The organism is Pseudoalteromonas sp. NSLLW218, from assembly GCF_015864775.1.
Classification (GTDB): Bacteria; Pseudomonadota; Gammaproteobacteria; order Enterobacterales; family Alteromonadaceae; genus Pseudoalteromonas.
Genome location: NZ_JADYWO010000002.1, coordinates 243,032 through 260,792 on the forward strand (window position 1 = coordinate 243,032; position 17,761 = coordinate 260,792).

At 37.3% G+C, this 17,761-nt stretch carries 18 protein-coding genes and 1 pseudogene; 12 read left to right on the forward strand and 7 right to left on the reverse strand.

From position 1 onward, the window contains the following. Positions 1 to 22 precede the first annotated feature (22 nt). The 3 genes from I6E80_RS03815 (at position 23) to I6E80_RS03825 (ending at position 2,697) form a co-directional block, all read left to right on the forward strand. Positions 23 to 574 (forward strand): isochorismatase family protein, encoded by a 552-nt coding sequence (locus I6E80_RS03815; protein WP_197184845.1) that lies wholly within the window; start codon positions 23 to 25, stop codon positions 572 to 574. Between the two features lie 148 nt (positions 575 to 722). Next, a complete protein-coding gene (locus tag I6E80_RS03820) occupies positions 723 to 2,189 on the forward strand; it encodes a methyl-accepting chemotaxis protein (RefSeq protein ID WP_024600566.1) in 1,467 nt (488 codons plus the stop codon). Then, positions 2,173 to 2,697 carry a DUF6436 domain-containing protein gene (locus I6E80_RS03825; protein ID WP_197184846.1) on the forward strand — a complete coding sequence of 175 codons (525 nt, stop codon included), beginning with the start codon at positions 2,173 to 2,175 and terminating at the stop codon, positions 2,695 to 2,697. The genes I6E80_RS03820 and I6E80_RS03825 overlap by 17 nt, the downstream gene beginning before the upstream one ends. Positions 2,698 to 2,758: 61 nt before the next feature. On the opposite strand, the gene I6E80_RS03830 is transcribed toward I6E80_RS03825, so the two are convergent. Continuing rightward, the gene (locus tag I6E80_RS03830; protein ID WP_121954733.1) at positions 2,759 to 3,316 is read right to left on the reverse strand and encodes a TMEM165/GDT1 family protein; all 558 of its coding nucleotides are present in this window, start codon (positions 3,314 to 3,316) and stop codon (positions 2,759 to 2,761) included. Positions 3,317 to 3,834: 518 nt separating this feature from the next. Here I6E80_RS03830 and I6E80_RS03835 point away from each other — a divergent pair. From I6E80_RS03835 to I6E80_RS03860, 6 genes are all read left to right on the forward strand, one after another. Beyond that, positions 3,835 to 4,221 (forward strand): hypothetical protein, encoded by a 387-nt coding sequence (locus I6E80_RS03835; protein ID WP_024600563.1) that lies wholly within the window; start codon positions 3,835 to 3,837, stop codon positions 4,219 to 4,221. 59 nt (positions 4,222 to 4,280) lie between these two features. Further along, the gene (locus I6E80_RS03840; RefSeq protein WP_197184847.1) at positions 4,281 to 4,661 is read left to right on the forward strand and encodes a VOC family protein; all 381 of its coding nucleotides are present in this window, start codon (positions 4,281 to 4,283) and stop codon (positions 4,659 to 4,661) included. A 158-nt stretch (positions 4,662 to 4,819) separates the two neighbouring features. After that, on the forward strand, positions 4,820 to 6,181 hold the full coding sequence (locus I6E80_RS03845) for a S41 family peptidase (protein WP_197184848.1): 1,362 nt from the start codon (positions 4,820 to 4,822) through the stop codon (positions 6,179 to 6,181). A 268-nt stretch (positions 6,182 to 6,449) separates the two neighbouring features. After that, positions 6,450 to 6,851 (forward strand): alpha/beta hydrolase-fold protein, encoded by a 402-nt coding sequence (locus tag I6E80_RS20535; protein WP_197184849.1) that lies wholly within the window; start codon positions 6,450 to 6,452, stop codon positions 6,849 to 6,851. A gap of 28 nt (positions 6,852 to 6,879) precedes the next feature. Further along, a complete protein-coding gene (locus tag I6E80_RS20540) occupies positions 6,880 to 7,617 on the forward strand; it encodes a hypothetical protein (protein ID WP_269435574.1) in 738 nt (245 codons plus the stop codon). Positions 7,618 to 7,957: 340 nt separating this feature from the next. Then, positions 7,958 to 8,386 carry a hypothetical protein gene (locus tag I6E80_RS03860; RefSeq protein WP_024600559.1) on the forward strand — a complete coding sequence of 143 codons (429 nt, stop codon included), beginning with the start codon at positions 7,958 to 7,960 and terminating at the stop codon, positions 8,384 to 8,386. A 413-nt stretch (positions 8,387 to 8,799) separates the two neighbouring features. On the opposite strand, the pseudogene I6E80_RS03865 reads toward I6E80_RS03860, so the two are convergent. Beyond that, positions 8,800 to 9,955, reverse strand: a pseudogene (locus I6E80_RS03865) (IS110 family transposase). A 124-nt stretch (positions 9,956 to 10,079) separates the two neighbouring features. On the opposite strand from I6E80_RS03865, the gene I6E80_RS03870 reads away from it, so the two are divergent. The 3 genes from I6E80_RS03870 to I6E80_RS03880 all read left to right on the forward strand — a co-directional run bounded on the left by I6E80_RS03870 (position 10,080) and on the right by I6E80_RS03880 (position 11,941). Continuing rightward, positions 10,080 to 10,478: a hypothetical protein gene (locus I6E80_RS03870; protein WP_024600558.1), complete on the forward strand. Its 399-nt coding sequence runs from the start codon at positions 10,080 to 10,082 to the stop codon at positions 10,476 to 10,478. A gap of 416 nt (positions 10,479 to 10,894) precedes the next feature. Beyond that, the gene (locus I6E80_RS03875; protein ID WP_197184850.1) at positions 10,895 to 11,305 is read left to right on the forward strand and encodes a hypothetical protein; all 411 of its coding nucleotides are present in this window, start codon (positions 10,895 to 10,897) and stop codon (positions 11,303 to 11,305) included. A 441-nt stretch (positions 11,306 to 11,746) separates the two neighbouring features. Next, entirely contained in the window at positions 11,747 to 11,941 is a 195-nt protein-coding gene (locus I6E80_RS03880) for a (2Fe-2S)-binding protein (protein ID WP_002960627.1), read from the forward strand. A gap of 65 nt (positions 11,942 to 12,006) precedes the next feature. Here the strand turns inward: I6E80_RS03880 and bfr (I6E80_RS03885) are convergent, their stop codons facing one another. The 5 genes from bfr (I6E80_RS03885) to I6E80_RS03905 all read right to left on the reverse strand — a co-directional run bounded on the left by bfr (I6E80_RS03885) (position 12,007) and on the right by I6E80_RS03905 (position 17,624). After that, positions 12,007 to 12,471: a bacterioferritin gene (gene bfr, locus I6E80_RS03885; protein ID WP_024593101.1), complete on the reverse strand. Its 465-nt coding sequence runs from the start codon at positions 12,469 to 12,471 to the stop codon at positions 12,007 to 12,009. 12 nt (positions 12,472 to 12,483) lie between these two features. Beyond that, on the reverse strand, positions 12,484 to 12,954 hold the full coding sequence (bfr, locus tag I6E80_RS03890; protein WP_002958985.1) for a bacterioferritin: 471 nt from the start codon (positions 12,952 to 12,954) through the stop codon (positions 12,484 to 12,486). Positions 12,955 to 13,411: 457 nt separating this feature from the next. Beyond that, a complete protein-coding gene (locus tag I6E80_RS03895; RefSeq protein ID WP_197184851.1) occupies positions 13,412 to 15,547 on the reverse strand; it encodes a TonB-dependent receptor in 2,136 nt (711 codons plus the stop codon). A gap of 73 nt (positions 15,548 to 15,620) precedes the next feature. Beyond that, positions 15,621 to 16,691 (reverse strand): PepSY domain-containing protein, encoded by a 1,071-nt coding sequence (locus I6E80_RS03900; protein ID WP_197112763.1) that lies wholly within the window; start codon positions 16,689 to 16,691, stop codon positions 15,621 to 15,623. 57 nt (positions 16,692 to 16,748) lie between these two features. Further along, complete coding sequence (locus tag I6E80_RS03905; RefSeq protein WP_197112761.1) at positions 16,749 to 17,624, reverse strand: cation diffusion facilitator family transporter; 876 nt, start codon at positions 17,622 to 17,624, stop codon at positions 16,749 to 16,751. Positions 17,625 to 17,761 lie beyond the last annotated feature (137 nt).

Genomic DNA, 17,761 nt, shown 5'->3' on the forward strand with positions numbered 1-17,761 from the left:
TAATGTTCATGAGGAGAGTATAGTGGTTTTATCTAATATTGATGTAAAAAACAGCGTATTATTAATAATAGACCTACAAGAGTTGCTTGCTCCTGCAATTAAAGATTTTCCGAATATTTTAAAAAGTACATTGCAGTTAGCGCAGGCAGGTATTATTCACGACGTCCCGGTCTTAATAACTGAGCAATATGTCAAAGGGTTGGGCGCGACTAATCAGCAAATTAAAAATACATTACCTAATGCTATGTATTTTCATAAAACGTACTTTAGTGCATGTGCAGAGCTCGGCTTTGTTGATAAGTTAAAAAGCCATGATAAAAAGCAGGTTGTTGTTGTGGGCACTGAAGCGCATGTGTGTGTTTTACAAACATGCTTAGATTTAATAGAAAATGGTTTTGAGGTTATTGTCGTACACGATGGTATTGGCTCGAGAAATCCGCAACATAAAAACTTGGCAGTTGAGCAATTACGCCAAGCGGGTGCGGTAATTTCATGCGCTGAAATTGTTATTTTTCAATGGACAAAAAAAGCAGCAACGCCTACGTTTAAAAAAATACTGCCTATAATTAAGTAGACCACATGTATGTAATGTAAATCAAATGTATTACTTTTTGGTGTGTCGGTAGTTTATTATTGTGTTCAGTGAACTGAAACTCGTTTTTACACGTATATTGCAGACTGCTTTATAAAACAACAATGCAAACAACAATTTTAAGGTTTTTATGTCTAGTATTGGCCGGTTATTTACAATTATTTTCAGTCTTTTGTTTGTCGAGTCTATCGCTATTGGCTTGTATTTCGACACATTAGCGCAGGCCTTTATGATAGGTTTGCCATTGTGTTTATTACCTATATGGCTTTTAAACACACAAGGGGACAGCCCTGTTACCCCACATGTGATAGCTGCTGCCATAATGATGTTTTCTTTTTTGCACATACAACAAACTTTTGGGTTGATTGAAGTCCATTTTGAAATATTTATTTTAATGCCCATGTTAATTGTTTTTGTACAGTGGCGAGTGTTTATTACTGCAATTGTATTTGTGGCAGTTCATCATTTGTCTTTTTATTATTTACAAACTCAAAATACAGGATTTTATGTATTTGATCCTGACAGGCTTGCTTTTACTACGGTGCTTATTCATGCTGGATACGCAATAGTTGAAGTGTTAGTTGCAGGCTACATTGCCATAATGTTGCAACGCGAACGTCGTGCAGCTCTATCTTTAAGTTATGCGACAGAGCAAATAATGAAAGACCCTGAAAACATAAAACTCTCTCTTCGCGCTGATGATACTAAAAGTGAAGCTGTAGCAGGTTTTAACACGTTACTAGATTACTTATCGGATGTTATTAAGCAGGTACAAACTCAATCTGAATCACTGCAAAAAAACTCACAAGAGCTTATACATGTTCATGATCAGTTGGCGGGTGGTGCAGTGCAGCGTACACAACAAACTGATGATATTGCTAATTCTGGCGCTCAAGTTGCTAATGGTTTTAAACTTGTAGAAGAAGAAAGTGAGGTGCTAAAGCGTCAAGTAGACCATATTACACAAGCTGCGAGCGACGCATTAAAAGAAGTTCTTCAAACAGATGCTAAAAGTAGAGAGCTGTTAACACTACTTAACCATACTGAAGAAAAAATAAACCTCTTAGTGGCTGCGGGTGATGTTATTTCAGGTCTTCTAAATGAGATATCAGGTATTGCTGAGCAAACAAACTTACTTGCTTTAAATGCTGCTATTGAAGCTGCCCGTGCAGGCGAACATGGTCGAGGTTTTGCTGTTGTTGCTGATGAGGTAAGATCTTTGGCTAACCATAGTAAAGCAACAACAGATAAAATTAGTCTAACATTAAAAGATCTTGTTAATAATAGTAAAACGTCAACACAATCAATGAGTCAGTGTGTGAATTTTGTAGTTGATTTAACAAGTATTAGTGCTGCAATGAAAGAAAATATTTCAGCAATGAGCGAGCAAATAGCCGCAGTATCTTCAAGTTCTGATTCAGTTGCACAAGTTGTAGCTGAGCAGGCAGGTAATACTGAATTAATAGCAAGCAGTACTGATACTATGCGACAAAATCAGTACCAAGATACGCAAATAGTGCAGCAGTTAACCGCTAAGGTGCAGTTAATCGATGTAAGTATTGATGTGTTAGAGCAAAGCATTGCCAAGTTTAAATAAATCTAACTCTTTCGTATTTTCGCTTATAGCTACATGGCTTATTTGTGTTGTTGCAGGGTTAGTTTATTTTCAATTAGAGCAGCTAAAACCGTTTGATAGCTCAAAAATTTTAATGCAAAAACATTGGTTTAGTAATTTTAAAAAGCAATTGGATTGGGTTGATAATGGTGAGCCCTCTTTAGTGCTTATAACAGAAAAAAACTGCGGGTGTACTATACAGGCTAAGCCACATATTTCATCGCTAACTTCTTTTGCTACGAATAAAGGCATAAAGATTGTGGAAGTTGAATTAACACCAATTCTTAAACGCATTATTCCGGCAACGCCTGCTGCTGTTATTATTAACAAAGCGGGTGAATTTGTTTATGCAGGTCCGCTCTCCGAAGGATTAGCTTGTGCTCAGGGAAGTGGTTTTGTTGAAACCGTGGTCACTAATTTAGCTGCAGGTTTTAACTCAAACCTCTTAATTACACAAACCAAGGGATGTTACTGTGTAAATAATGCATAAATAACGTGCAGAAAAAACTAAAGCTCGCACTTAAATCAACAGTTACGAGCTTTAATATTTATTAAATTGTAACTAAGCCATAAATACCTAATGACACAAACACACAAGCAGCAATAGCACGTACGGTGTTTAAAGATATTCTTTTTAGTAATGCATTTCCGGCGTATATAACAGGGACATTAGCAATTAGCATACCTAACGTGGTTCCTACCGTTACCCAAAACACAGACTGATATTGTGCGCCTAGCAACACCGTCGCTATTTGTGTTTTATCACCAATTTCTGCAATAAAAAATAATACAAAAGCGACTAAAAAAGCCCCGTAGCTATCGTATTTACTACTTACAGCTTCGTCTTTGTCTGGAACTAATAGCCAAAGGCCAACTACAATAAAGCTTATGTTAACAAGCCAAGGTAAATATTCAGAAGAAAAACTATTATTTAACCACTGCCCAAACCATGCTGATAAACCATGATTGAGTAAGGTTGCGGCTAAAATACCAAGAATAAGTGCGCCTTTATTACGAAAGCGGGCGGCTAACAGGAGCGATAAAAGCTGGGTTTTATCGCCTATTTCGGCAAGTGTGACAGTGACGGTTGAGGTTAAAAAAACTTCCATTATTGATTCTTACAGGCGGGAATACTAAACCAAGGCAAACAACTATCTCCCGCCATGAGGATAGTGTCTACCTAGGTCTCGCCGATAACGCTTGCTACAACATTACAAACTTACCATGCACTTGAGGTGCAATTATGTTGATAAGTTTACTCATTACTGAGCGGGCTACTCCCCTAAGAGGCGGGCATTATTCCACAAAAATTTTGTGCGGTAAATATTAAGAATCGCGCATAGTTAATTTATTCGGGAGTAATAACGTTAGCTTTTGGCAATTAGTTGATAGTCAGGAAAGTGCGATAAGCGGTCGGTCAGGGTTAATTATTATTAGCTAATAGATACTATGAGGAAACTTTTCCCTTTTACATAGTGAAATAAACTTCAACAATCATAATGTTTATAGCTGGCAATAGATTACACTATTTGCTATTAATATAAGTTCATTAAATAAGGATGTTTTCGCGCTAAAATATGGGAAGTGTACTCTGATAAAGTTGTTATATCTCAAAAGGAGTTGAGTCATGCGGATTTATTGTTTAGCTCTATATTTCTTCTGTTCGGCTGTGTTTGCCACTAGCTGCTATATTACCGAAGAGCAACGCACTGAAAATAGCATCAAATATCAGGATCAAGTCGAAATCGAGATAACACTTTCAGATTCAGATTACTCAGTGATGATATCAATTCCTTCTCAAATAGGTGAACTCCCATTTCAAGGAGTCTTCCTTGTTACTGATAGCCTAGAGGACCCAACATTTTTCACTCAGCTTCAATCTTTCGAAGAAAATGGAAAAAATGTAGCCTGGTACACAATAAATACTGGTTTAATTCGCCGTCACTTTATCGTGGCTAGCTTCGGTGAGTGTAGTATGGATGTCTTCAGGGAAGTTTTATACCATGAAATATAACAAAACCACTCAATGCTCTCGCTTCACTCGCTAGGACACTAGGTATACAAGGAGGTCCTGTGAATTTAAATCAAGTTACGTTACCCGTAAATAACATGGATAAAGCTACAGAGTTTTATCGTGCTCTAGGTTTTACTCAAATAGTTGATACACCTCATTATGCACGTTTTGAATGTCCTGAAGGAAATTCAACTTTTTCATTATCTTTAGAAAGCTCTGACTTTAAGGGTTGTACTGTTATCTATTTCGAACACGAAGAGTTAGATAGTTGGGTTGCTCAATTAAAGTCTAAAGGTCTTAATTTCGATCAAGAGCCAACGGATCAGAGTTATTTGTGGCGAGAAGCTGTTTTATATGATCCGTCTGGTAATAAAATTAAACTTTATTGGGCAGGCGAAAACCGCCTTAATCCACCTTGGCGTGTCGAAATGCGCACCTAACAACACGTCCTGAGGTGGACGACCAGTAAAATTTAGCTATTAATTGCGAACTTTAAAAATGGTGAGCCTTACTTATTTTAGCCAACAGCAATTTGCCGCTTAAGACAGCGTTCTGCGCTTAGTCTAGTTCGGTTGTGATTCACTATTAGGAGTAAACTTTGAATAAAGGGATTTTGTTATTTTTACTCACCGTACTTTGTACCATCAATTCTGCGAACTCCGCAGAGACAACTTGGAAAACCCAAGGTTATGGTTACGTTTTTCATACTGTGGACAATAAAACAACAGCCTTTGATTTAACAACTAAGCATTGTTTGGAAAACCACTTTATCACCGATGAGTTTGAACAAATCTCGTTCATTGAAGAAACACAAAAAGTGAATAAATATAATCGCTTACTTAACTTTGGTGGTTTGTTTCCGTTAAAGCTAACGAAATTAGATAGTTTACCCGCTCAATGTCAATCCGAAAAAATTTTTAGTATTAAAGACAAAAACTACGAATTTAATGCCAGTATTGTTCTTGACGTTCTAATGAATAATTTTGAAGAGCACTATGCATTTTCAAAAGATAAAGATATTAATTGGGTTGAGCAGAGAAAACTTTGGCAAAAAAGAATAACCTCAAAAACTACGCAAGATGAGCTATTTAGTATCATTGATGACTTTCTTAAAGAATTACGCGACGGTCATGCCATATTACTCAATCAAGAACTTGATAGGCTTTCACATTACTCACCAAGAAAGTGGTCATTTTGGGGTGAATTAAAAGCGCACTCAGTAAATTACCCTGAATACTCAACTTACTGGGAATTACATACCGCATTAATTGAAAAGTCTCAGGGAAACATTAAGAATTACATTGATAAAAACTATTCCACTCTTCAATATCACGATAATTTTACCTTAGCAAAAACGCCTCAAAATATTGCCTATTTAAAAATAAGTAACTTTGATGATTTCTCAAATAATGACGTAAAAGCAACAAAAGAGGTTATGGAGATATTTACGCCTATCATCAAACAAAGCAATGGTTTAATTATTGACTTACGTTTTAGTATGGGTGGAAGTGACTTAGTGGCATTTTCTATTTTATCTTACTTAATAGATTCAGAATTAGCCTTGGGGGGTAAACAGTTTAAAACATCGACAGGTTACAGTGAACTTCAAAAAATTGTTGTCGCTCCATCAAAAATTAATAATTACACAGGAAGCATTGTTGTTCTAATTAGTCAAAAAACACCTAGTGCGGCTGAAGTATTTCTTTTAGGTTTACAAGCAAGGGGCAATGTTACTTTTATTGGTGAAAGAAGCTACGGAGCTTTTAGCGATACGTTAACAAAAGCTTTGCCTAATGGGTGGGGGATCACATTATCAAATGAAAGGTATCTCAATTCTCATGGGGAAAATTATGAAAACATTGGATTGCCTGTAGATCATGAGTTTGTATTTCTTAATGTGAACAATATTGAAAGCGGAACAGATGTGCAGCTTAATGAGGCAATTAAAGCTTTTAGATAGGTGCATTCGGCGTATAACAAGGCGTCACTAATGTCCGCTGTTGGCACTTTTGCGAAGTTCGGTAGAAATTAGGATGACATCCATATTTACTGGGATAGCTTTGTTTGTTCAATTAAGGTGGTTGTCTGGTTTAATTTTTAATTGCATTATGGCAATTGCTTTTATTGCATGACCTAATTAAATTATCTTTATATGGCCCCCTTAATCGCTTTTCATTAAAGTTATTATTCGGCAACTTATCTCGAAAAAACGGTAAACAGGGAATTTTATGAACTACCTAAAAAAGCTAAGGCTCCTCGCCATAATCATTTGTCTCTTGCCTCTATTTTCTGCCAATGCTGTCATTGTTAAAGAACACATAATTAACTCTAAGACGTTGGGAGAAAAGCAAAACGTCACCGTTTATCTGCCAGATAATTATGGTGACTTTCCGGATTATAAATATCCAGTTTATTATTTTCTGGATGGCAAATATTACAAGGACATGATTCAGGGGGTTATGTCATCCTATTACGAGAATGGTTTGGCACCATCCATGATATTGGTTGCAATTGAAAACGAAAGCAGAATTAGGGATTACACACCGACTGAACATGTCGAATACAAACAAGGTGGTGGTGCGGATGTCTTTTTGGATTACATAGAGAGAGCTGCTTCCCTTTGTCGATAAGCACTACCAAGCCTCTGATTTTAAAACCTTGAATGGACACTCTCTTGGCGGGCTTTTTTCTTTGCATGCAATGCACTCCCGACCGGGGCTGTTTACTGCCCATGTAGCATTAAGCCCTTCTATCCACTGGGGCAATAAAGTCACATTGCCTAAACTGAAAAGGTACCTGTCTTCACAAGACAATTTGAATCAGTTTCTTTATGTCAATCTAGGAGATGAAGGCTTTCAGGTGATTGACGATTCGGCAATAGCTATGCGTGAGGGATTTTTAGAATTAAAGGCATTTCTAGAAGAAACCAAACCCAACGGCCTCAGATTTAAGATAGAACATTTGCAAACGCTGCCCCACGTAGCGACGCTAATGACTGGTCTGGTTAATTCCACCAATGAATTGTATCGCAACTGGTCAGTACCTTTTAGAGTTTTTACAGAGGGACCTGAAGGTTTTGATAAGCATTTTAAGCTGCTGTCGCAAGACTTATTCCAGGAGATCAAACCTCGAAAAGGTGCGATCAATTTTGCTTCATATTATATTACAGGGCTTGATTCGCCCGAAAAAGGCATGGAGCTGTTGCAATATAACGCAGGGCTTTATTCAGATTCTGCATGGGTGTTGCTTAATCTGGCCAAAGGCTACGAAGAGAGAGGGGATCAAGATAAGGCTAAACAGCAAGCTATGCTGGCTCTTGGGAAAATCAAAAGCCATGAAGAAAACCTCAAAACCACTATCGATGAGTTTATTGCGGGGTTTGATACAGAGGAATAGATATGTAGGTATGCTAAAGGAGTCAACCCTTGATTTTATGTATCAAAAAACAACACCGCCCCGAATTGGCACTTTGGCGAAGTCCGCCTAGAGCGAGGAGCGGACACTGAAAAGTTAAATTTATTACTACTTCTTTGAGTAGGAGCCTAATTTTGTCCGATAACATTATTAAACGCCGCTTTGGGGAAAAATAACATGCTTAATATCTGGCTATTTTAATTACTTGTTTACAAAGGCAATTATTGGTGAAATTATCGGGGTATGTAATATACGCCGTTTTGGTGTGTTATGAACCACCAAAATGGTGTTCAATAAGCTGTTAGGGTTTACGGAGAAACTGGTGCATATCAAATCTATTATTTTTATTATTTCACTTTTATCGTTTTCATCATTTGCAAATGATATTAGTGAATTCTGGGCAGCCGAGCCTGAATATTTAAAAGTTGTTAAAATCAATGTGTCCCAACTTTATAATAAAAATCCTGATTTACATGTCCTCGAATTTTCGATTAAACGTGACACTACAAAAATTGAAACAGACAATGAGTATTTTATTTACCTTAAAGCACTAGATAAAGCAGATATAACCTTAGATCCCGATCCTAATGTTCAGGCTTGGGCAAAATCCGAAGGTATTGAGGCAAATGAAATTGCTGTTTACAGTGCGATCTTCAAGTTACCCAAAGGTGAGTTTAAGCCTTATATGCTATCGGTCATTCAATCTCGTGCTTTTTTAAATAATAAATGGGCGGAGTTGGTAAAGCCCTAACAAAGCAAATCAACTAGGACACGTAACAGTTGGCAACGTTTCGCTACACAATTTTAGCCAACCATTACTTAGCCTGTTATTTAGGCGTTGGTATGACTCCCACTGTCAAGTTAAACGCACTGACCCCTGCCTAACTTTTTAAGCCATAATTACTTTAGCTCGAATTAGAGCGAGTTAATACATAGGATGAAGCAAGTAATGTCGTCGGTTATCTTGCTGATATTCGTTGGTTATTACTATTTCTAGTAACAGAGCAGACCTTACTTATTGCGTCCTGTGGCGGTCACCGATGGCACCTGTCTTCAGTCTATGTTCGTGGTTCAATGCAGCGTTAGCTACATTGCCATCCTAACGCCGTCGGTGGTTGTGCCACACCCGATGCTTGATCCCATGCATTAACTCTAATTCGTTTATCATGCGGGTACTCTTGCCAATCTAAGTTTTGTATTCACTGGCGTAAGCACCACTTCTTTTGCAATAGCCCATATGTACGCAATCATTTCTCGGGCAATGGCGGTAACAACCAGATTGTAGTGTTTCCCTTTGGCTATCATTTTTTTATAGCGTTTGCAGAGCCTAATCTGTGCTTTCCACGCAATATCAATAATGTCCTTTGGTAAGCCTTCTTGTCGTTTTTGCATATCGGTCGATATATTTGCCGCATACCTATAAGTGTGTGCACCTTCCACAAGAAGGCGTCTTGCTCGGCCATTTCCGCATTTTGTGATGGCGCCAATATGGCGTTTGCCACCACTCGAGTGTTCACTGGGTACAAGACCGAGATAACTCATTAATTTACGGGGATGGTCGAAACGCGATAAATCGCCAAGCTCAGCAACAACGCCGGTGGCGACCAACAAACGGACACCACGCATAGCTTGTATTGCTTTGACAACAGGATAATAACGCCACTGGTGAACGTGGTGTGTTAGTTCATTGTCTAGCCGTTCAAGTCGGCTTATTCGTTCGGTAATTGTGTGTAAAAACTCTTGTAAGACGATGTGCTGAGCGGGGGGGGGGCAGCACAAGCTCAGTAAGCCAACGTAAATGTTTTTGTGACCAATTCGCAGTGCCTTTGTAATTGATATTATTGCGAAGCAACAGCGCCTTTAATTGATATTTAGCATCTTTTAAGTCCTTCATTGCCACTTCGCGTGCACGAGATAAATCGCGTACAGCTTCATCTTCAGGCTCGGGAACATAGATAGGTGTTAAATCTTCAGACTTAAGTAATTTAGCAAGCTTAAGAGCATCACGTTTATCGGTTTTAATCTTCTCACCAGGTTTTTTAGGAATAAGAGAGGGCGCCACCACGTAACAGCAATGGCCGAGGCTGGTAATTAACCTGTAAATCCAATAACCACATGGGCCTGCTTCATAAACAAAATGAAGTGTTGCGCCAGGGTATTTCGATTCGAACTGACGAACAAGCTTTTGAACGGCCACTTTGGAAGACGAAACTCGGCCAAGATGAACAGGTTGCGCACTTCTATGTTCTTCAATATAGGCGACTTCATTGAATTCTTTATGTGTATCAAGACCGATAAAAAGTATGCTATGTTTATTCATGTTAGCCTCTGCTGTTTAGTTAATTGACAAACTAATTATGGCTCTGGCTTTGAATTAAGCTAACCCACGAAAAGCGGAGGCTAACACCGTGTGGGAGTCATTATGTCTATGTTTTTTTCAAACTATGAGTAAATTTAAAGTTTTGTTAATCCCAGTAGCTACTTTACTAGGAGCGCTATTAGGTTATTTTCTAGCACCGCCACAACCACTTTATCCCTTTGCAGGTGAAAAGCATGAACTTGAACTCATTTACTATATTGAGCTTCATATAATTATTTATTTAGGTTTCTTTTCAGCATGCTTCACATTTTTATCTTCTAAGCTCCTCAATACTTCCATAAGTTTAGCCATAGGTTCATTAATTTCAGTTGGTTTATTTATTGGCTCAATAGATGATTTAAGGAGCGGAGCTATACCTTATTACAGTTTTCGCGAAATAGTTGTATATATTGTTGGTTGTATTTCTTGGTATGGTATAGTTTATTTGTTAAGTAGCTTTTCCAATAAAAACAAAGTGGTATAAACACATAACAAGACGTTAAAGGCTTCCATTTTGGGCCTCCTAGAGGTAAAGTGAAAGAATAGATAGTGATTAATAGTGTTTCTCGCAGGTCTTATAGATAGTCGACTTTACGACAACCCCTGAGTATGCGTATTGAAACAAATTACTCCTGTTGATCCGAAAGTCTTGTTACAAACATTAATTGTTTCCGCTCAAATATTGGTAATCAACAGAAGCATATTCCATGTATTAATGAGATAGGTAAATACATTAATTAATGGAACGGAGTAACTATAAGTTACTCAAACGGACGCTAAACAGTTGGCTAGCTTCGTTCCTCGCAATTTTAGCCAATAATTTCGCGCCGCTTAGTAGGCGTTAGGTACTTCATAGTGTTTAGGTGTAATTTTCAAGTTTTATTGATATCAATTATTGGAATGCCATTTATTGCATCAGCGCAAGATGATAAGTTGTGCGAACACTTAATTTCCTTTGCTAGCAAATCAAAAGTCGCTAAACCTTTAAAAGTTATATTAATTAATGATTGGGCTAACTTCTCAAAGAGCTGTGAGCATAATGGAACAGAGGAGGGTAAGGAGTTCTGCAATTACTTAATAAACAATACTTCAACTGAATTTATGAATATTAATTTATCAAGAATTTTGAATTGTAGTGTAAATGATTTTAATTTAGGCAGTGTTCACCTAAATAAAATCTCAGGTGAATTTTCAGTATTTGAAATACTTAGCCTAAACCAAGATATTACATTGAATATAAATTTCTCAATTGGGGACGATGTAATAAAAGACTTTATAGAAATCGAGGCTGAAAATGAGCCTGAAGAATAAGTACCTAACAAGCTAATAAACAAGGACAAAAAACAGTTTGCTGTTTTCGTTCCTCAACATTTTAGCAAACAATTTTTTGCCTGTTATTAGGGCGTTACGATCGTCCGTAATTGGCACAAACCGGAAATCACCTACCAATAAATTCCGTATTTATAAATTAAGGTTTTATAAAGCCTTAATGTAATTAATTTGCAACCATTCAAATATTTACCAAAACCTAATCTTACTTAGATTTAAGATAGACTCTAATTAATAAATCTCAATCTGTGTGCCACACTTTGCTTAAAATTCAAACTATTCTCAAGCTGCCGCGAATTCTCGACTTAAGTGGCGCTGGCCAAAAATTTCAAATAATACACATTTTTTTAAATAACAATTGATAACCATTTTCGTTTAGATTAGTATGCACCTACTAAATGAAATTGAGAGTGGTTTGTATTCATGTATATTTGTCTATGTCACGGTGTGACTGATAAAAAAATTGAGCAAACAATTGACGATGGTGCAACAACCATGCGTGAATTAACTAAAGAGCTTAAAGTAGGCAGCCAATGCGGTAAGTGTTGTGGTTGTACTAAAAAGATCCTTAATCGCAGACTTATTCAGATTGCTGATGTAACGGATCAAGTTGCTTAATTACATATAAAAACTTAGATATAAAAAAAGCAGCTTTTAGCTGCTTTTTTTATGCTTGTTACTATTTACAGTTGAGACTGCAAGTAGTTTTTAATACCCGTGTTTTTAATAAGTAATTGTTGGGTTTCTAACCAATCAATTTGCTCTTCTTGTTCATTTAAAATGTGGTCAAGGGCTTCACGGGTAATATAATCTTTTTTGCTTTCAGCCAGTTTAACTGCGCTTTGTAACTCACCAATAGTATCAAGTTCAAAACTCATGTTAGCTGCAATCATTTCTTCGCTGTTTTCACCAATACGCAGTCGGCCTAGGTCTTGAAGATTTGGTAAACCTTCTAAAAACAAAATACGTTCGATTAAACGATCGGCGTTTTTCATTTTTTGAATAGATACTTTGTAATCTGCTTTGTCTAGTTGAGTGAAGCCAAAATCTTTAAACATGCGTGCATGTAAAAAGTATTGGTTAATACCAACAAGCTCATTAGCGAGTACTTTATTAAGCGCTGCAATAACGTCTTTATCGCCTTTCATAGTATGCTCCTACTAAGCCATTTGTGCTTGATGATAATTTTCAGAACCAATCTTATCAATTAAGCCAAGTTGTTGCTCTAACCAGTAAACATGGTCCTCTTCGGTATCAAATAACAGTTTTTCTAAAATGCTACGAGATTGATAATCTTGTTGTTCTTCACATATTGCGATAACGTCTTTAACACACGCAACTACTTCAAGTTCTAGTGTTAAATCGTTTTGCATCATGCTTTTTACGTCGTTACCGATAAGTAAATCACGGCGTTTAGTCATATTTGGTACACCTTCTAAAAACAAGATGCGCTTAATAAGCCAGTCTGCGTGATCTTTTTCTTCTTCCATTTCGTGGTTAAGGCGCTCGTATAGTTTGTTTAAACCCCAGTCGTCATACATGCGCGAGTGTATAAAATACTGGTCGATTGCTGCTAATTCGTTAGCTAACAATGTATTAAACGCATCGATTACTTTTTGATTACCTTTCATGATAAATCGCCTTAACTATTTCAATTGTATACAGTGTAGTACAAATAGCCTATATTGCAAGTTTTCTCTATAAAAATCATTGCGTTACTATTGGTTTTGATTCTTATTTAAGTTTGCGTTACTGCTTGGTTTATGGACAGTTTTTTATTTGCATTAGCATCTAATAGACGCCTTAAATAAAAAAGTGAGACGTCTATTTATGTGGGATTTGTTAATTAACCTGAACTCTGGATAATAAATCTATCTCGAGCAGCTATTTTCAGCGCTAACTGCGTTGAATTTACTTGCAATAGGCTAGCTATTGACGCGTAAAGTCGCCTTGTTTTCACTGAGAATCTCTGGCTAGAGAAAATCAATTTAAATATCTCCATGATTCTATACGTCAGTAAATCTCTTAACCAGAGCTCAGGTTAAGCATATAGGCATGCAGGGCATGCCTATAGTGTGTGTTTATTTGTTAAAATTGGTATGTAGCACCCAATGTTGCAGTTGTGCCTAATCCTTTAATGTTGTACCCACCGTAAGTATATGCTTGTGCGCGGGCTGGGTAGTAATCACTATTGAAAAGGTTTTCTATTCCCAAATAGCCACTCCACTTGGCGTTAACATTGTATTGGCCACTTAAGTTAAATGTGTTGTAGCTACTAACAGGGCCCTGATCGCCGGAGTATTGCCCTTGTGCGTTTTTATCAAAGCGCTTTCTGTCGCCTACGTATAAAAAGCTCATTGCAAGTGATAGTTCGTCATTTGTTTGCCATGTTACATTAGCTGTTGCTTTAGGTGGGCTAATTTGGCTTGCGCCTAAATAGTCATCTGTCTCGGTGTTTTTACCTTCAACATAGCTGTAAGTAGCACTTAATTTAAGGTCTTGGGTAATAGTGTAGTTAACTAGTCCTTCGTAACCCCATATTTCTTGTGGTGCACGCACGGGTTCGTAAACACCTGTTACTTCATTATACTCATTACTTGTACCAAGCTCTGAGGTACTTCTGTAAAGAGCAAATTCAAAACGTACGTTTTCAAACTGTGAGGTAAAACCAACTTCGTAATTGTCGATTATTGAGGCTTGTGTTTGAATAAGTGCAATGTCGTCAACGGTTGCAGCGCGAAGTAAGCGACCAATATCAGAAATATCAGAGCCCTGTGAGTAACTAAAAAATGGGCTAAAGGCATCTGTTAAGTTATATTTAATACCGGCGTTATAGGTTGTTGCATCGTAATTAATGGTGTCGCCACGCACATTTAATGGTACTGAACATTGCGATACGGTTTTGCAAAGTTTTAGCGTTTGGTAGTCACTTACGCTCAAATCAATGCTTTCGTTTCTTACACCCGCTTTTACAATAATGTCGTCGTTTATTACCCATTTGGTTTGTAAAAAGCCTGCCACACTTTCCATGTCCATTTCTGGCACCCACACACGGCCATCTACTAAAGGTTGCGATGTTTTATCGTTTAAGGCATCAATGCCGTAGATTAGGGTGGCTGTTACATTTTCAAAATCAAACTGGCTATTAAACGTGGCTCGTGCGCCTTGTTTATCTGATTTAATAACCGATTGACCACCGCTGTAACCTTCATCAAGATTGGCTAAAGCGGTTGAGAAAAAGAACACGTTTTCTATATTTTGTTTATATAGATCGAGGGTCATTTGTGTGTTTTCAAACAGCGCGTAATCAACATATTTTAGGGTTATATTCTCGTTGCCTTCAGGGCCTTGCGGTTTACCTTGTTTTTGAAGCTCTAAAGGGACGTGTATAGCGTATGTTTTTTCCCCTATATTGCCATCGCCAGTCACATCGCCTAAGTCTGTTTTTTGTTGTGAGCTGTAAAAGTTGTAGCTAAACTGAAGTTGTTTTTCGTCGTCAAAATCGTAACTTAACTTTGTAAAGTAGTTTTGAGTTTCAGAATCAGATAAACCATATTGCAAGCCTAAAATATCGCCCTGTGCATCGCGTTGTACGCCGTTTTCTTCATAGCTTGCTGTTAGTAGATAGCTTAGTTTATCAAGTTTGCCGTTCACTGCTGCTGATATTCTACCGCCGCCACTTTCTGCTAACTTAACAGCGCTAAAGCGACTTGAAATACTTATTTCGCCTTCCGGTTTACCATCACTACGCGCTTGTTTTGTTATGTAGTTAATAATGCCACCTGAGGCACCATTACCATAAATAGAGGTTGCTCCTTTTATGACTTCAATGCGCGCTATTGCGCTTGCGTCTAACGTTTTTACACCTAATGAACCATTACGAAGAGGGGTTGATTGCGGTACGCCATCAATCATTATTAATGGCGCGCGACCACGCAGTGTTTGTCCTGAATTACTTGAGCTGCCAGTGTTAGGTGCAAGGCCTGGAACCATTTGCGCGAGTAAACTCCCCAGCTCTGAGCTTACTTTTAAATGCTGCTGTATTTGTTGCTGATTAATAACGGTAATTGAGGCTGGTACTTCGTCAATGCTTTCTGATATTCGGCTGCCAGATACAATCACATGCTCTAACTGATCAGAAGTGTATTCATTTTTATTATTTTCATTTGCTAACGTGTTAGCACTTATTGCAACAGCAATAAGGCAAAGCGAAGTTTTTAACATGGGAGGGTCTTAGTTGATAATAAGTTGCGTAATGGTAATTATTATCAACTAATGACGCAAGTGTTAATGAGATTTATTTCCATTTGTGGCGTTTTAACCAAAAATACACACCGCTTACAATAAAAAATGCGAGTGAAAGGGCTATTAATAACCATAAAAACTGCACTATAGGACCTGCAAAATCACCAATGTGAAATTTATACTTAAAGTTCCATGCTTGTGTTGTGAAGTTGGTTTTACTGGCGTCAAATGAGTTTAATACTTTACCAGTAAATGGGTTAGTCCAAACCCAGCTGTAAGCATGGCTTTCGCCAGGGTTTTGCATTCTCAGTGCAATTGCTTCGTCATCTTTTTTAGGCAAGTAAATTCTATATGTTTTGCCATCAGGGAATACGCTCTCGGCATTTTTTATTGCTTCGTTATAATTTAAAACAGCTTGAGAAAGGGGGATTATTTTTGGTGCTTTAGGTCTTTGCTCTACTTTGTTAAACGTTACAAATTCTAATACAGATTGAGTTTGTGTTTTCCAGTTAAATGCCATGCCAGTAAAGGCAATAAGCATAAGGGGTATAAAAAAGTAAACACCAAGCACGGTATGTAATTGATACATGAGCACTCTAAATTTGGCTTTTGGTTTTATAGCTAAACGTTTAACTCTGTTTTTTGGTTTTACCCATAAGTAAAAACCAAGTAATACATTTACTAGCAGCAGCAATGCACACACGGACATCCAATTTCGAAAGGTTTTTTCACCCTTACTGTTTTCAAACAACAGCCAGCGATGTAAGCCTTGGGCAAACCCATAAATAGTATCGGTTGATTCATAGACGTTTAGTACACTCCCTGAATAGGGATTAACACTAGCGTAGTGTTTATTAGCTAACCTAAACTGCCATGCGGCGTCCGGTGCTTGCTCTGGCATAAAAAAAGTAATTTTTTGCTTAGTTTGAGTTTGTACATTTTGTATAAGCTCATCGTAATGCATAAAAGTAGCTTGTGGTGCTACTTGCCATTTTGCGGGTTCTATTAAGTGCTGAATGTCTTTTGCATAAATCATAACAGCACCGGTTAAGCTCACTATTAATAAAAATAGTCCGCTAATAAGGGCAAGGCCTAAATGAATTCTACGTAACCAAATTTTCAAAAACGGTATCTCATTATGAGTTAATAGTAATATTGTAAATGATAATACGAGCTGTTTTCAATTAAATAGTGATGTATTTGGTTGGATTTCTATTATGCAATTTTCGATATTATAGTTATCGTGTAAGAATATTTTTATGGCTTGCAAATTAATCGCTTGCTGAGTGCTAATAATAAGCTCGCAGTAGCTTTCTTTATCGTCTAATTGCCAAAGCTTAATACTGGTTACCGATTCGATATTAAATTTACTACTAATAGCATCCGATATTGCGTGTGTGTCGATATTGTCAGGCGCTGCTTGCATTAAAACTTTGCAGCTTTGTTTTAAAAGTAAAATGCCATGATAAATTACATACATAGAAATAAGTACAGTGGCGATTAAATCAACAATATACCATTGATATAAAATAATTAAGGTGCCAGCAATGATTACCACAATAGATGCCATTGCATCTGATACGTTATGAATGAAGGCTGCTTTTATATTTATACTGTGATTTGCACCAGCTCGATAGGTTAAATACGCTGTTGCTAAATCAATCACTAACGCTATTGCGGCCACCCACACAACTATCCAACCATTAATTGGTTGAGGGTTTAAATAACTCGAAATTGATTCAAAAATTAAATACACACCAATTATTATTAGTGTACTGCTATTAAAAAGAGTGGCGAGTATTTCAGCGCGTTTATAGCCAAAGTGATGAGTGTCATCAGCTGGTTTATTACCGATTTTTCGTGCAATCAAGGCTATAAATATAGCGGCGGCATCACTTAAGTTGTGAAGTGCATCTGCTATAAGTGACAAACTACCCGAAAATAACCCACCAATAACTTGGGCTATGGTTAGTAATACATTAATAAAAACTGCAACGGTGAGCTGTTTATTACTTTGGTTTTCGTCTACATGACTATGTGAATGATCGTGCGCCATTGCCATAATCCCTTCAAATACATTGACTGAATATTGCTTATATCATGGGTGGTTTGAAACAGCTACAGAAGTTGTCGCGTACATGAACGTAATTTTAAGTTAATGATAAAGGCGTATTTTATTAAATGCGTGAATTT